This window comes from Candidatus Spongiisocius sp., from assembly GCF_965221825.1.
Taxonomy (GTDB): Bacteria; Actinomycetota; Acidimicrobiia; order Spongiisociales; family Spongiisociaceae; genus Spongiisocius.
The window spans coordinates 1,347,759-1,360,260 of record NZ_OZ244917.1 but is presented as its reverse complement, the minus strand read 5'-3'; the positions used below and the strand labels follow the sequence as shown (position 1 = coordinate 1,360,260).

At 67.0% G+C, this 12,502-nt stretch carries 17 protein-coding genes; 6 read left to right on the top strand and 11 right to left on the bottom strand.

All coding sequences use genetic code 11. The features are described from left to right. Nucleotides 1–2: 2 nt before the first annotated feature. Nucleotides 3–260 (bottom strand): hypothetical protein, encoded by a 258-nt coding sequence (locus tag ACOQPD_RS06390; protein ID WP_420614059.1) that lies wholly within the window; start codon nucleotides 258–260, stop codon nucleotides 3–5. A gap of 23 nt (nucleotides 261–283) precedes the next feature. Then, on the bottom strand, nucleotides 284–493 hold the full coding sequence (locus ACOQPD_RS06385) for a glutaredoxin family protein (protein WP_420614058.1): 210 nt from the start codon (nucleotides 491–493) through the stop codon (nucleotides 284–286). Between the two features lie 205 nt (nucleotides 494–698). Here ACOQPD_RS06385 and ACOQPD_RS06380 point away from each other — a divergent pair, with 205 nt between their 5' ends. After that, the gene (locus tag ACOQPD_RS06380; protein WP_420614057.1) at nucleotides 699–1,427 is read left to right on the top strand and encodes an SDR family NAD(P)-dependent oxidoreductase; all 729 of its coding nucleotides are present in this window, start codon (nucleotides 699–701) and stop codon (nucleotides 1,425–1,427) included. Nucleotides 1,428–1,552: 125 nt separating this feature from the next. On the opposite strand, the gene ACOQPD_RS06375 is transcribed toward ACOQPD_RS06380, so the two are convergent. The 3 genes from ACOQPD_RS06375 to ACOQPD_RS06365 form a co-directional block, all read right to left on the bottom strand. Then, nucleotides 1,553–2,602, bottom strand: coding sequence for a zinc-dependent alcohol dehydrogenase (locus tag ACOQPD_RS06375; protein WP_420614056.1), 1,050 nt, complete (start codon nucleotides 2,600–2,602; stop codon nucleotides 1,553–1,555). 32 nt (nucleotides 2,603–2,634) lie between these two features. After that, nucleotides 2,635–3,306 carry an L-2-amino-thiazoline-4-carboxylic acid hydrolase gene (locus tag ACOQPD_RS06370; RefSeq protein ID WP_420614055.1) on the bottom strand — a complete coding sequence of 224 codons (672 nt, stop codon included), beginning with the start codon at nucleotides 3,304–3,306 and terminating at the stop codon, nucleotides 2,635–2,637. A 125-nt stretch (nucleotides 3,307–3,431) separates the two neighbouring features. Beyond that, nucleotides 3,432–3,905: a VOC family protein gene (locus ACOQPD_RS06365; RefSeq protein ID WP_420614054.1), complete on the bottom strand. Its 474-nt coding sequence runs from the start codon at nucleotides 3,903–3,905 to the stop codon at nucleotides 3,432–3,434. 84 nt (nucleotides 3,906–3,989) lie between these two features. On the opposite strand from ACOQPD_RS06365, the gene ACOQPD_RS06360 reads away from it, so the two are divergent. The 5 genes from ACOQPD_RS06360 to ACOQPD_RS06340 are packed head-to-tail and all read left to right on the top strand — an operon-like array spanning nucleotide 3,990 to nucleotide 7,852. Further along, the gene (locus tag ACOQPD_RS06360; protein WP_420614053.1) at nucleotides 3,990–4,454 is read left to right on the top strand and encodes a nuclear transport factor 2 family protein; all 465 of its coding nucleotides are present in this window, start codon (nucleotides 3,990–3,992) and stop codon (nucleotides 4,452–4,454) included. Next, nucleotides 4,451–5,569 carry a hypothetical protein gene (locus ACOQPD_RS06355; protein ID WP_420614052.1) on the top strand — a complete coding sequence of 373 codons (1,119 nt, stop codon included), beginning with the start codon at nucleotides 4,451–4,453 and terminating at the stop codon, nucleotides 5,567–5,569. The genes ACOQPD_RS06360 and ACOQPD_RS06355 overlap by 4 nt, the downstream gene beginning before the upstream one ends. After that, a complete protein-coding gene (locus ACOQPD_RS06350) occupies nucleotides 5,562–6,506 on the top strand; it encodes a dihydrodipicolinate synthase family protein (RefSeq protein ID WP_420614051.1) in 945 nt (314 codons plus the stop codon). The genes ACOQPD_RS06355 and ACOQPD_RS06350 overlap by 8 nt, the downstream gene beginning before the upstream one ends. After that, on the top strand, nucleotides 6,503–7,543 hold the full coding sequence (locus ACOQPD_RS06345) for an ornithine cyclodeaminase family protein (RefSeq protein WP_420614050.1): 1,041 nt from the start codon (nucleotides 6,503–6,505) through the stop codon (nucleotides 7,541–7,543). Before ACOQPD_RS06350 ends, ACOQPD_RS06345 begins: the two co-directional genes overlap by 4 nt. Beyond that, nucleotides 7,544–7,852 carry a NifU family protein gene (locus ACOQPD_RS06340; protein ID WP_420614049.1) on the top strand — a complete coding sequence of 103 codons (309 nt, stop codon included), beginning with the start codon at nucleotides 7,544–7,546 and terminating at the stop codon, nucleotides 7,850–7,852. It abuts the gene before it with no gap. Nucleotides 7,853–7,885: 33 nt separating this feature from the next. On the opposite strand, the gene ACOQPD_RS06335 is transcribed toward ACOQPD_RS06340, so the two are convergent. The 6 genes from ACOQPD_RS06335 to ACOQPD_RS06310 all read right to left on the bottom strand — a co-directional run bounded on the left by ACOQPD_RS06335 (nucleotide 7,886) and on the right by ACOQPD_RS06310 (nucleotide 12,456). After that, complete coding sequence (locus tag ACOQPD_RS06335; protein ID WP_420614048.1) at nucleotides 7,886–8,074, bottom strand: hypothetical protein; 189 nt, start codon at nucleotides 8,072–8,074, stop codon at nucleotides 7,886–7,888. Between the two features lie 437 nt (nucleotides 8,075–8,511). Next, a complete protein-coding gene (locus ACOQPD_RS06330; RefSeq protein ID WP_420614047.1) occupies nucleotides 8,512–8,898 on the bottom strand; it encodes a RidA family protein in 387 nt (128 codons plus the stop codon). Nucleotides 8,899–8,953: 55 nt separating this feature from the next. Further along, complete coding sequence (locus tag ACOQPD_RS06325) at nucleotides 8,954–9,820, bottom strand: TIGR03619 family F420-dependent LLM class oxidoreductase (protein ID WP_420614046.1); 867 nt, start codon at nucleotides 9,818–9,820, stop codon at nucleotides 8,954–8,956. After that, a complete protein-coding gene (locus ACOQPD_RS06320) occupies nucleotides 9,817–10,566 on the bottom strand; it encodes an SDR family NAD(P)-dependent oxidoreductase (protein WP_420614045.1) in 750 nt (249 codons plus the stop codon). The genes ACOQPD_RS06325 and ACOQPD_RS06320 overlap by 4 nt, the downstream gene beginning before the upstream one ends. Before the next feature lie 41 nt (nucleotides 10,567–10,607). Next, nucleotides 10,608–11,210 carry a 2-phospho-L-lactate guanylyltransferase gene (gene cofC / locus ACOQPD_RS06315; RefSeq protein ID WP_420614044.1) on the bottom strand — a complete coding sequence of 201 codons (603 nt, stop codon included), beginning with the start codon at nucleotides 11,208–11,210 and terminating at the stop codon, nucleotides 10,608–10,610. Further along, entirely contained in the window at nucleotides 11,203–12,456 is a 1,254-nt protein-coding gene (locus tag ACOQPD_RS06310; RefSeq protein ID WP_420614043.1) for an MFS transporter, read from the bottom strand. The genes cofC and ACOQPD_RS06310 overlap by 8 nt, the downstream gene beginning before the upstream one ends. Between the last annotated feature and the right edge of the window lie 46 nt (nucleotides 12,457–12,502).

The window sequence follows — 12,502 nt, the reverse complement described above, 5'->3', positions numbered from 1 at the left end:
CGCTACATGTCCATCGGGGTTTCGCGAACCTCGGCCTGGTGTCCGTGCCGGTTCAGCAGATTCACGAGAGCATCCTCGGCGAATCTGAGCCCGTCGTGCATGCCGAGCCGGTAGGCGCTACCGCCCTTGGCGTCGTTGTAGTCCAGTTCCTCCCGGACCCGTTCGATGAGATGCAGGATTCCCGCTTCCGGGCTCTCGCCCGGATCGGAGACCCGGCGGTTCTGGTCAACCTGCAGTGAGTTGCCCGGAGGGTTTGACATGTGACCTCGAATCTCGGAGCTACTCAGGATACGCCGGCGGTTGCGGCGCTGTACGCATCGGTGATGGCGTCGATACCCTCGGGGTCGAAGCCGGTGACCTTCCGGTCGCCGTAGACCAGGTACGGCACGATCAGGTCGCCGGTCAGGGCCAGTAGCTCCCGGCGGGCTTCCTCGTTCTGGCGGATGTTGCGGTCGTCGAACTCGACGGAGTTGGCCTCCAGGTAGTCGCGCACCCGGCAGCACTCCTGTCAGGTCGGGGTTCGTGCGTCCGTGTTGAGGCTGTAGAGGATGGGCTGTTCCATCGTTGTCTCCCTAGGTCGGCTACCCCAATTCGAGTCACTATAGAACATCGGTCTCATCCACAGCGGGCTCGCTCGGCCAGGGATCGGGCTTCGCTTTGTAGGATGCGGAGCGAGGCATACAAGGGAGGATCATGCAATGGCGGTAGCTCTGGTAACGGGCGCGGGCTCGGGGATCGGCACGTGCGTTGCGGAACTACTGGCGGCCCGTGGAGATCAGGTGGTCTGCGTAGACCTTGACGGCGCCCGAGCGGCCGAGGTGGCTGACCGGATCGGAAACGCGATAGCGGTGGCTGCCGATGTGACCGACCCGGCCGGGTGTGACTCCATGGTGGACGCGGCGGTGGATCGGTTCGGGGGCCTCGACACCGCGGTCACCTGCGCCGGAATCGAGATGGGCGGCGATTCCATCGATTTCGACCTCGCAACCTTCCGCCGCATCGTGGACGTCAACCTCACCGGTAGCTTCCTGACCGCTCAGCGGGCCGCGCAGGCCATGGTCAGCCAGGGAAACGGGGGCGCCATCGTCCTGATCGGCTCGATCAACTCCAAGGTGGTGCTTCCCGGGACTGCCGCATACGCCTCATCCAAGGGCGGAGTGTTGCTGCTCGGCCAGGCATTGGCCGTGGACTTCGCGCGGCACGGCATCCGTGTGAATTCTGTGGGCCCAGGGGTGACCGACACGCCCATGAGTGCGGTGAGCTTGGCCGATCCGGGAAGGCGGGCCAAGCTGATGGGACGCACGCCGCTGGGTCGGCCCGCCCATCCCCGCGAGATCGCCGAGGTGGTGGCCTTCCTCGTCTCGGACGGCGCCAGCTTCATGACCGGTGCGTTCGTACCCGTCGACGGGGGATGGTTGGCCGGCTGAGCCGCCCGCTTCCTCTCCCGGTGTTGCTTCCAGCGGGTTCCTGAGGCTCACAACTCTGCATGCGACGATTTAGAACCAGGGTTGGTGGCTCCGCCGGTGGGCACGGCCGGATTGCTCCGCAATTGCTACGGGATTGCCACGTCCACTACCAGGCGCTTGCCCAGGGTCCCCGAGGCGGCGATCTCAGCCAGTGCTGCCGGCACCTGCTCCAGGGTGATTGTCTCTCCCGTCAGCGCGGTCAGGTCGAGGTTGCCGGTGGCGTGCAGGCGGTTTCCGGTCACGAAGTCCTGTCTCGTGAAGCCGAAGGTGGTGATCAGCGACACCTCCCTTGACAGGAAGTCTCGGAGGAAGCTGTCGAACGTGATCGATGTCCTGCCCTCGCAGATGCCCATCAGCAGAACGGTTCCGCCACGGCGCACCGCACGCACACCCAGGTCCACGCTGTCTATGTGGCCCGCCGCCTCGAACACGATATCGGCCCCGGCGGGGGGGCCGAGGGTTGCCCTCACCAGGGTCGCCGCCTCCTTCGGTTCGATACCGGACACGTTTACCGCCCCGTCGGTCCAGGGTGCCGCCGCTTCGAGACGGTCGTCGGATATATCGACCGCTACGACCGACGTTGCTCCCATCGCTCGCGCCACCTGGCAGATGGTTAGGCCGATACTGCCTACTCCCGTCACCACCACCCGGTGGCCGCCCCGTATGCCGGCCCGCCGTGCGGCATGCACCGCAGCCGGTAGGGCCGATCCCAGCATCACGGCCTCCTCTACGGGAGTCCCGGGCTTGATGGGGAACATGTGCGACTCCGGGACCGCTACGTAATCCGCGAAGCCACCGTCGATGTTGATCCCGAGGTGACGCATCCACGGGCAGATCATGTCGTCGCCGCGGATGCACCACTCGCAGACCCCGCAGCCGACGACCGCGTCGGCCACCACGACCGATCCCGGCTGCGGTGCGGCGTCGGATGAGACCTTCACCACCTCGCCTACGATCTCGTGGCCGAGGATGCGGGGGAATCCCAGCGTGTCGAGCATGCCGGATGCCATCTGGGCCTGGAACAGACCGGCGGCGGAGGCGATGGTGCGGATCAGTCCCCAGCCGGGAGGCGTCTCCGGTACCGGGATGTCCTCGAGTTCGAACCTGCCCCCCTCGTACATCGCGAGAGCACGCATCGGTCGTTACCTGTACGAAGCGGTCGGGGCGTTCAGTCGATGACGCCGGCGGTGTCGAGCTCCCAGATCAACTCGCTGAACTGGTAACCGCCCGGCACCCAGCGCTTTCTCGAGTACTGGATGTTGGGGTTGTAGGCGAGGGCGATGTGCTCGTCGAGGTCGCAGAAATTGGAGGAGAACTCCACGTCCGGGGCGTTATCGCGCAGGTAGTCCCCGATGGGGCAGTTGAGCCGCAACACGTACTTGACCATGTTGCCCTCGTCGTCGTAGTAGCGCTCGGTGTCCAGCTTCGGCGACCACTGGAAGTAGCCCCAGAATTCCTTGAAGAAGTTGTTCAGGTTGAGCCGCTCGCCCTTCCCGCGGGTCTTGGCGGCCATCTCGGCGCCCATCTGGTCACCCTGGCGCTTGCGGGCCCGGGCTACGGCCGCCCGACCCTTATCGTGGCCGAGCTCAAGCTCCATGGCATCCGCGAGCACAGAGAAAATCTTGGTCTTGGCGTGGAACTCGGGCTCGTTGGCGTCCCAACCCTGCTGGATCGGGTCGTCGGCGGAGACCTCGCGGTAGCGCTCCATGTAACGCAGTTCGCCGTCGAGGTCGGATCTGAGCTTGGTCTTGGCGAGCCGGTCGCCCGGTGCGTCATCAATGGCGTCGGCCAGTTCCTTCAATTCGGGCTGGGCGATCTCGACCCGTGCGTACTCGCTCATATTCGTGTCCACCTCCGTATCAAGCGATCATTCCCTCGGGTACCGAGCGGGCACCCCGTGTTCCACAGACAGGCCACAGCCTAACGACCGCTCCGTTCCGCCCGGCCAAGGATCGTGCCGCCGGCCTACTGCCAGTCGGCGCCGGTCTGGAACAGCTCCAGGATCAGGCCCCCGACCTCACGCGTGTCGAAATAGGCGAACTTGCCGCCGTCCTCCAGGATGGCCGAGGAGATCACCTCGTAGCCCAAGGCGGTGAGGGCTTCGACGTCACGGTCCAGGTCATCGGTGTGGGCACACAGGTGGACCACTCCCTCGCCGTGGGTCTTCAGGAACTCCATCTGGATGCCATCGCCCGACACGGGTTGCAGCAACTCGAACTCGACATCGCCCATCTGGGTGATCAGTCCCTTGACCTCGACATCGGGGCAGTCCTTGCCGTAGATCTTGCGCTCCAGAGCGTGGGCCGACGGACCTTCCACGAAGGGCCCGATCCCGAGCCGCTCGTAGAAGGCGGTGGCCTTCTCGATGTCCCGGACAACCACGCCCACCTGGTATGTCCTCGACCAGAGGTCCTTCCGGAGTGCTGGCTCGTCCGTCACCGATCTCTCCTAACCTTGTCCGCGAAGCACCCCCGTTATCGGAGTGGGGTGCAGTCCATCAGGACCGAGCGAGAGGATACCAGCATGACCCAGGCCATCGATCCGGCTGATCGGGCCGCCATCGTCGACCTCCTGTACGCCTATGCATGGCATTTCGACCAGAACGAGCCGGAGAAGTTGGCCGAACTGTTCACCACCGACTCGGTGATCGACTACGGGCCCGAGTTCGACAACATTGTGGGTAATGACTCCATCGTGCCTGCCATCCAACCGGGGCTGAACAACCTCTTCGCCTCCTCGGCCCATCACATCACCAACCCGCGAGTCCGGGCCGACGGCGATGACGAGGCGACCGGCGTCTTCTACATCTACGCCTGGCACATCTATTGCGCCGGCGGTCCCGACGGCGAGATGTGGGGGCAGTATCACTGCCGCTTCCGGCGTACCGGGGACGGCTGGAGGATCTCCGAGTTAACCCTGAGGGTCATGGGGATGAAGAACTTCCACCGGGACACCATGCATTCCACAGGGCGCCGCCCCGGAGTATGACCACCGTCCTGCTGGTCGGTGTGGGCGACCTGGGCGGCTGGGCCCTCGAGTTCCTGGCCCGCAGCCCGGGGGTCGACCGGATAGTCACCACCAAGCGCAGCCCTTGGGCGGCCGCTTCCAAGGCCGATCTGGCCATGCTGGGCTCGGTCTTCCAGGGCCACTACAAGCGCTACGACCACTACCCGGCGGATCTGGCCGACGAGGAGGGCATGGTGCGCCTCCTGGCCGACGTCAGGCCGGATGTCATCATCCACTCGGCCACGGTCCAGTCGCCCAGAGTGTTCATGAACGCCGATGTCGACCCGGGACTCCGGGCGACCATCCGGGCGGCCACCTTCAGCCTGTGGCTTCCCTGGCACCTGCTGCCGGCCACCCGGCTGGTCCGGGCGGTGCATCGGGCCGGGATCGAGACCGGCATCGTGAATACCTGCTTCCCCGATGTCGTCAACCAGGCGCTCTGGAATCACTTCGGGCATGGCCCGATCGCCGGCGCCGGCAACGTTGAGGTCAGCGCCGCCACCGTGCTCCGCTACGCCATGGAGGCCACCGGCCTGCCCGCTGCTGCGATCAAGGTGTCGCTGGTGGGTTCGCACGCGCTGATGGCCTACGGCGCGGCGCGGGTGCCCCATCACTTCCGGGTCGAGATCGAGGGGCGGGATGAGACCGCCGGATACGACCTGGCCCCGATCCTGTCGTCCTGGCCGTCGCGGATCGACTGGGGCCGGACCGCCTGGTTCTCGCTCTTCGGCGCCTCGGCGGTGAAGAACGCCCTGGCACTGGTCGGCTCGGAAGCGGTCCGGACCCACGTCTCGGGTCCGAAGGGCCTGCCGGGTGGATACCCGGCCGTCATCTCCGATGGGCGGGTGGATCTCGACCTGCCGCCACCGCTCACCCGCGACGAGGCGGTGGCGATCAACAACGAAGCGGCCCGGTTCGACGCCATCGAGCGGGTCGAGAGCGATGGGACTGTCGTTTACACTCGCGAGGCGCTTGGAGCCATGGAGAATCTGGGCTACCGATGCGAGGCGGTGGAGTTCGAGGACCTGGCCGACCGCTGCCGGATACTGCAGGATCTGTACCGCCGCTTGGTGACAAGGAGCGAAAGCCGTGCCTGAGTTCATTCGCAAGCCACTGGAGGGCCTGTTCCCGTTGATCCCCCTGAGCCTCCACGAGGATCAGGAGATCGACTTCGACGGGGTTCGCCGGAGCATCGATCTGGTGGCCGCTTCCGGCGCGCCGGGGTGCATCGTCTTCGGCTCCATGGGGCAGATGACCAGCGTCACAGAGAAGGAGTTCGACGCGGTCTGCGAGATGGCCGTGGAAGCAGGTCATGCGGGCGGTATCGCGGTGGTGGTGGGCAGCACCGCCTCCTACCAGCGGGAGGCGATCCGCCGGGCGCGGGCCGCCGAACGGGCCGGCGCGGACGGCTCCATGCTGGCGGCGCCCTACGCCCTCCCGGTCACCGCGGAGTGGGCGCTCCGCTTCTTCGTAGAGGTGGCCGAGTCGCTGGACGGCGAGATGGCGCTCATGCTCTACAACTACTCGCCACTCACCGGCATGAACCTGACCGCGCAGATGTGGGAGACGCTCCTCGACACCCCGAATATCAAGGCCATTAAGGAGTCCAACACCTTCCTGCCCCACTTCGACGAGATCCTGCTCACCATCGCCGACCGCATCAACGTATTCGCCGGCAACGACCCCGCCTTCTTCCATGCCTCGACCCTCGGCGCCGCCGGGGCCACGGGCATCTTCAGCTGGGCGGGTCTCAGGGCGGGCGCTCGCTTCGTGGACGAGTGCCGCCGGGGCAACCATGATGATCCGTGGGTCAGGAGTGTCTTCGCCGCCCTCCAGCACTTCTCTGCAGCCATCCGGCGTCCCGACATGCCCTCCATGGTCAGCTACGAGCACGGCTACCTCAACGCCATCGCCGGCCTGGGGGGTGCCCGGACCGGGGTTCCCCGCAAGCCTTACGGGCCGCTTCCGGATGGGGCCATGGTTGAGCTGGAGGCCGCGGCGGCGGCGTTGCAGGCCCTTGAGGCCGATCTGTGACCTCCGAACGGCGTGGTCCCGGCGAGATACTGGTCGTGTCGAGGACGGAGGTCGACAGCCTGCTGTCCCCGGCCCGGTGCCTCGAGCGTTGCCTGGAGACCTTCCGGTGGGTGGGGGAGGGCGAGGTCGAGCAGACCAATCCGGTCAACCTCTACATCCACGACCGGCTCGGGCCTGAGCCTCCCTTCGGCCACGGCGTCGTCCAAGCCTTCCCGGCGCTGATCCGACCCCTGGACCGGGCGGCGGTGAAGTGGCTGTCCAGTTTCCGGATGAATCCGAAGCGCGACCTGCCGGCCATCTCGGCGCTGGATCTGGTGACCGACACCGACACCGGCATGCCGCTCGCCCTGGTGGACGGAACTTCGGTGACCAACGCCCGCACCGGCGGCCATTCCACGGTGGGGGCTATGTACCTGGCCAGGCCGGAGTCTGCCCGGCTGGCGATCATCGGCTGCGGGCACGAGGGCCGGACCCACGCTCTCACGCTCAACGAGGTGTTCCCTCTGGAGGAGGTGGTGGCCTTCGACATCTACGAGGAGCAGGCCAACCGTTTCGCTGACGAGATCGGGGCCAGGATCGGAGTGCCCGTCGTGGTGGCCCCGGATGTGGAGACCGCCGTCGCCTACGCAGACATCATCTGTGTGGTCACCACCGCTCCACGTCCGGTTCTCATGGAGGAGTGGGTTCCCGCCGGGGCGCATGTGTGCGCGGCGACCGGGTTCCGTGATGTCGATCCGGGCTGCGCCACCGCCTTCGACAAGTGGGCGGTCGGTTGGTACGGGCGCGACCTGGCCTGGGTGGAAGGCGAGGAGGTGGGCCGGATCGGGGGCCTCCAGCCAGGCGCTCTTTCCAGGTCCGACATCTACGGAGACATTGCCGCCGAGATCATGCCGGGCCACAAGCCGGGCCGGGAGGCCGACCAGGAGCGCACCATCATGACCCACATGGGGATGCCTGCGCTGGATGCCGCGGTGGCCTCGCTGGTGTACGACCTGGCGTTGGAGGCCGGCGCCGGCACCTGGATCGAGGTCTTCTAGATGGCCGGGGAATCGGTGATCGCCGAGCCCGTGGTCCCCGGGCTGGGGTCCCCGGTCGACATGGATGCCCTGCGGGAGGCGGTCGAGTTCCTGCGTCCGGCCTTGCACGCCGACGGCGGCGACCTCATCCTGATGGAGGTGGACCGCGAGGGAGTGGTGGCGGTGGAACTCGTGGGCGCCTGCGGCACCTGCCCCCTCTCGGTGGTCACGATGACCGCCGGCATCGAGGCCCTGTTCAAGCAGAGGGTTCCGGGAGTGACCGGAGTGGTGGCCCGAACCCCGACCGTGCAGCTACCCGGCTACGACTGAGCCATCCCGCCCGTCAGGGAGAGCGCCTTCGGGTCAGGTGTCCTGGTTGACCAGGATGCCCTCGATTCGGGCGACCCGCTCGGAAATCTCCTGTACTTTGTCGGCCAGCGCCTGGACTTTGTCGGCGAGCCGGTCCCGCCGGTTGAGGATCACCACGGCGAGGGCGACGACGGTGGGCCCCACCGCTCCGAAAACCGAACTGAATTCTGCCCAGTCAATCACAGTCGCTCCCAACCGGTCCAGCGCGAAGGCTGACACCTATTACCGGTCCTCCCCCATTTCTAGCACGCGCCGTGTGGCCTCCATCATAGCAAGACAGGTGGGCGGCCGGGTCCTGCCGCAGGCGTGGCCGGGGACCTTGCGACAGCACTGATCCGGGCTCCGGTCCGGCGGGCGAGTATCCGGGACTCCTTCGCTCCGAAGAGAGATCAGCGTGTGCGCCGCCGTTTTATGTCACAGTCTCGTTCTATGTTGTTGTTTAACCGTAAGCACCTGCGGTCCGGTTCAGACGTCGAATTGGATCGTGCGAGGGAACATATCGTCGAGGCAGCCCCCATCCCGGGGGAGGACGGAACGCGCTCGACACCACGGTGGTGGCGGAGGGGGAGGGCCCGGCGGGCGGAGCCCGCTCGCCGCGGTTTTGGCGTTCTTGCGGAGGGTCAGGACGCCAGACGGACCTCGGCGTCGATCTGGACCTGGGCACCCTTCCAGAGGAAAGCCACTCCGTAGCTGATCCGGGCCGGATAGGGGACCGGGAAGCGCTCGCCGTAGATGCGGTTCATGGAGTCCAGGTCATCCTCGTTGACGAACTGGACATTGGTGTGGACCACGTTGGCCAGCGTCGCTCCCACCTCGGCCAGGATGTTCTCCAGATTCGTGATCGCCTGGTGGAACTCGGGCTCGAAGCCGCCCTCCACGAAGTCTCCGGTGGCGGGGTCCCGCCCGATCTGGCCGGTTATCCAGGCGGAGTCGCCATGGATACGGATGTGCGGGTAGGGACCGCGCGGCTCGGGAGCGTCCCGACTGGTTACGGCATGTTCGGACACAGGATTTCCTCCTCGGGGATTGCGATTCTGTTGGCGGGCCGGAGGACCAACGCTCCTACGAGACGGATCGCCGGAGCAGGTTCAAACCGTCCTGCACCCGGTCGGGCGCCGTCCAGTCCGCCGAGGTTACGACCTCGGTGACCCCTTGCCTCGCCAACTCGGCCAGGTGATCGGCCAGCGGCGCCACGGGCCCGGGTGTCTGGACGGCTAGCCGGGTAGGGGCTTCCCGTCCTGCCGCAGCGGCCTCGGTCCGGATGGTCTCGATGTGGTTCCTGATCCGGGCCGGGTCGAGCTCGTCCGTGTAGGAGAAGCCCAGCCATCCATCGCCGCGCCGGGCCGTGCGCCGCAGCGCAGGCGGCGAGTCCCCGCCCACCAGGATGGGTGGTTCCCTGAGCGGGGTGGGGTAGCAGAGGATCCCCTCGGGGACCTCGTAGTGCTCGTAGCTGCGTGCGGCGGGGGTGCCGGTCCAGCAGTCCCTCAGGATGTCGATCCAATCGTCCATGCGGGTTCCCCGGCCCTCGAACGGCGCGTCCAGGGCGGCGAACTCCTCCGCCAGCCATCCCACACCGACTCCGAGCACGAACCGCCCACCCGAGATGACATCGAGGGTAGAGACCTGCTTGGCCAGGACGATGGGGTTTCGCATCGGCGCGATCAGCACGCAAGTGCCCACCTCCACGTGGGTGGTGACCGAAGCGGCGGCGGCCAGGGCGATCAGCGCGTCGAACATGGGGTGGTCGAGATCCCAACGCATCACCCCCTGAGCGTCGAACGGGTAGGGCGAGGCCGCGTCAGCCACCATGACGACGTGGTCGGTGTTCCAGATCGAGTCGAAGCCCATGCGCTCGGCCATCCGGGCGGCATCCGTGATCGTCAGTGGATGGTCGGCGCCGTAGCCCGGCAGGGTGACCCCGATCCTCATGTCAGCCAGCCTCCGTCGACTACCAGGACGTGGCCGGTCACGTAGGAGGCGTCAGGGGAGGTCAGGTAGTCCACCGCCGCGGCGATGTCGGCGGGCTGACCGAGACGGCCGAGCGGGATGTGGGTGCCAGTCTGAGCTTGGGAGGCCTCCTCGCCCAGCACGGTGCGGACCAGGTCGGTGTCAACCGTGCCCGGCGCCACCGCGTTGACCCGCACGTTGTGCTCGGCGAGTTCGCGGGCGGCGGCGATGGTGAGGATGCGCACCGCTCCCTTCGAAGTGTCGTAGGGGACCATCGGCATCGTGGAGGCCGAGAAGGCCGAGGTCGAGGCCAGGTTGACTATCGATCCGGTCCGCCGGGGGATCATTACCCTGGCCGCCGCTTGGATGCCGAAGAAGACCGCCCTGAGGTTGAGGGCCATCAGGCCGTCGAACTCCTCGGGGGTGACCTCCACCAGCGGCCTTATCCATCCGGTGCCGGCATTGTTGACCATCGTCGTCAGAGGCGCCTGCTCCTCGACCCGGGCGACCGCATCGCCGATGGCGTTGACGTCGCGCACATCCAACCGGAGGGAACGAACGTCGAGGCCCTCGTCCCTGAGTTCGGCGGCTGTCTCGTCCGCTCGGGCGATGTCGGCGATGAACACCCGGTCGCCACGCCGCGCCAGGCGCTCGGAGATGCCCCGTCCGATCCCTCGGGCTCCGCCGGTTACCAGGGATGCTTGGGAAGCGTGGTTGTCATGGGGCATAGGACGGTTTCGGGTGGCTGGACGGCAGGAGCGCGGTCATCCTAGTGGGTGCCGGGTACGACGCTTTCGGCCAGCCAGGCGCCCCGCGGGTGGCGGGCGGCCACCACCAGATCATGCGGCCGGTCGATGTCGAGCAGGAAACCCAGGGAGGCGATCACGCGGGGCGGCCGCCCGGTAGCGAGATGGCGATGGAAGCTGGCCACGCCGTACCGGAACGGGAAGCGGCCCCGCCCTCCCAGCGCCGAAGTACCGCCGTCGTATGAGGGGGCCAGTACCCGTTCCCCCGATCGTGCCAGACCCAAGGCCAGCTCCACCTCGTCGGTATCAAGGCATGGGAGGTCGGCATGGAGGATCAGCCAGGGTCTTCCGGCGGCCAGCCGGACGGCCTCCGCGGCGGCGCCGTCAAGGCCTCCATCCGGAGGGTCGGCTGCCACCCGGTATCCCGCCCCCAGCGCCCACTCCCGGACTTCCGTCGCCGAGGTCACGATGTGGGGCGTCACCCCGGCCTGGAGCACTGTCCCGGCAGTGTGCGAGGCCAGCGCCCGGGCCAGCGCCGCCCTTTCGTCCGGGCCATGCGAACCCGCCAGGCGCTGGTAGGCGTCCCGGAACGAACGGATCGGCAGTGCTACCAGCGGCTCATCCATCGGCTGCCGCCTCGCCGGACGGTTGCCGCTGCGCCAGCCGCCGCGGGAGAGGGTGCTCGTCGATGGGAACGTGAACGGCCGCCGCGGCCAGGTTGACGGCTATGGCGATCCACCACATGAGGTCGTACGCGCCGGTGTGGTCGTAGATGAAACCGCCCAGCCATACCCCTATGAAGCTCCCCACCTGATGGGACAGGAACACGATGCCGAACAGGGTGGTGAGGTAGCGCACGCCGAACACCTGCTCGACGATTCCCGAGGTCAGGGGCACCGTGGCCAGCCACAGCACGCCCAGCGCCGCGGCGAATAGGTAGATGGTGAGATTCGTCTTGGGCGCCAGCAGCATCCCGAGGGTGATCACCGACCTCAGGGTATACAGGGCCGCGAGACCGTTCTTCTTGGACCATCGCTGGCCGTAGATGCCGCTTCCGAAAGAGCCCAGGATGTTGAAGACGCCGATCAGGGCGATCGAGATGGCGCCCACCACGGCGGCGAAGCCCAGATCCTGGACGAACGCAGGAAAGTGAACGGTGATGAAGGCGATGTGGAAGCCGCAGGCGAAGAATCCGGCGGTCAGGAGCAGGTAGCCCCGATGTCGGCGGGCCTCGGACAGCGCCTCCCGCATCGTCTGGTCGGTAAACGTCTCGCCCTTGGCGGTGTTGGTGTTCGGCACCAGGAAGGCCAGGGGGACAATCAGCAGGCTGATGGCCGCCAGCAGCAGTAACGCCCGGTGCCATCCGAACGAGCTGATGAAGCCCTGGCCGACCGGCGAGAACAGCACCTGGCCGAAGGATCCCGCCGCGGTGCCCAGGCCGAGGGCGAGCGACCGCCGGTCCGGTCCGACCGCCCGGGCGATGGTCACCATGGCCAGCGAGAAAGCGGTGAGTGCTACCCCCACCCCGACGATCAGCCCGGCGGTGAGGTGCAGTAATAAGGTGTCCTGCGCCTGTGCCATCCCCCAGACGCCAATCGAGTAGACGACAGCGCCCCCGGCCAGTACGTATCGTGGGCCGTAGCGGTCGGCGAGGGCGCCGGCGAAAGGTAGGCCGACACCCCACAGGAGGTTCTGGATGGCCAGTGCCAGTGCGAAGGTCTCGCGGCTCCAGTCCTGGGCAAGGGTCATCGGTGTCAGGAACAGGCCGAAAATGGAGCGTATGCCGAATCCGATCATGCCGATGAGACAACCGGCGGCTATGACGGCGACGGGCGACCGCCACCAGGGTGAGGGAGGATTGGCGCGGGTCACGGAAGCCTCCGATCCTGGAGGTCAGGGAGGTCGGGTCATCCAATGC

Excerpts from the sequence above, each read along its gene's own strand:
- ACOQPD_RS06390 (WP_420614059.1), bottom strand. The coding sequence starts at position 260 with ATGTCAAACCCTCCGGGCAACTCACTGCAGGTTGACCAGAACCGCCGG.
- ACOQPD_RS06380 (WP_420614057.1), top strand. The coding sequence starts at position 699 with ATGGCGGTAGCTCTGGTAACGGGCGCGGGCTCGGGGATCGGCACGTGC.
- ACOQPD_RS06375 (WP_420614056.1), bottom strand. The coding sequence starts at position 2,602 with ATGCGTGCTCTCGCGATGTACGAGGGGGGCAGGTTCGAACTCGAGGAC.
- ACOQPD_RS06370 (WP_420614055.1), bottom strand. The coding sequence starts at position 3,306 with ATGAGCGAGTACGCACGGGTCGAGATCGCCCAGCCCGAATTGAAGGAA.
- ACOQPD_RS06360 (WP_420614053.1), top strand. The coding sequence starts at position 3,990 with ATGACCCAGGCCATCGATCCGGCTGATCGGGCCGCCATCGTCGACCTC.
- ACOQPD_RS06355 (WP_420614052.1), top strand. The coding sequence starts at position 4,451 with ATGACCACCGTCCTGCTGGTCGGTGTGGGCGACCTGGGCGGCTGGGCC.
- ACOQPD_RS06340 (WP_420614049.1), top strand. The coding sequence starts at position 7,544 with ATGGCCGGGGAATCGGTGATCGCCGAGCCCGTGGTCCCCGGGCTGGGG.
- ACOQPD_RS06325 (WP_420614046.1), bottom strand. The coding sequence starts at position 9,820 with ATGAGGATCGGGGTCACCCTGCCGGGCTACGGCGCCGACCATCCACTG.
- ACOQPD_RS06320 (WP_420614045.1), bottom strand. The coding sequence starts at position 10,566 with ATGCCCCATGACAACCACGCTTCCCAAGCATCCCTGGTAACCGGCGGA.
- cofC (WP_420614044.1), bottom strand. The coding sequence starts at position 11,210 with ATGGATGAGCCGCTGGTAGCACTGCCGATCCGTTCGTTCCGGGACGCC.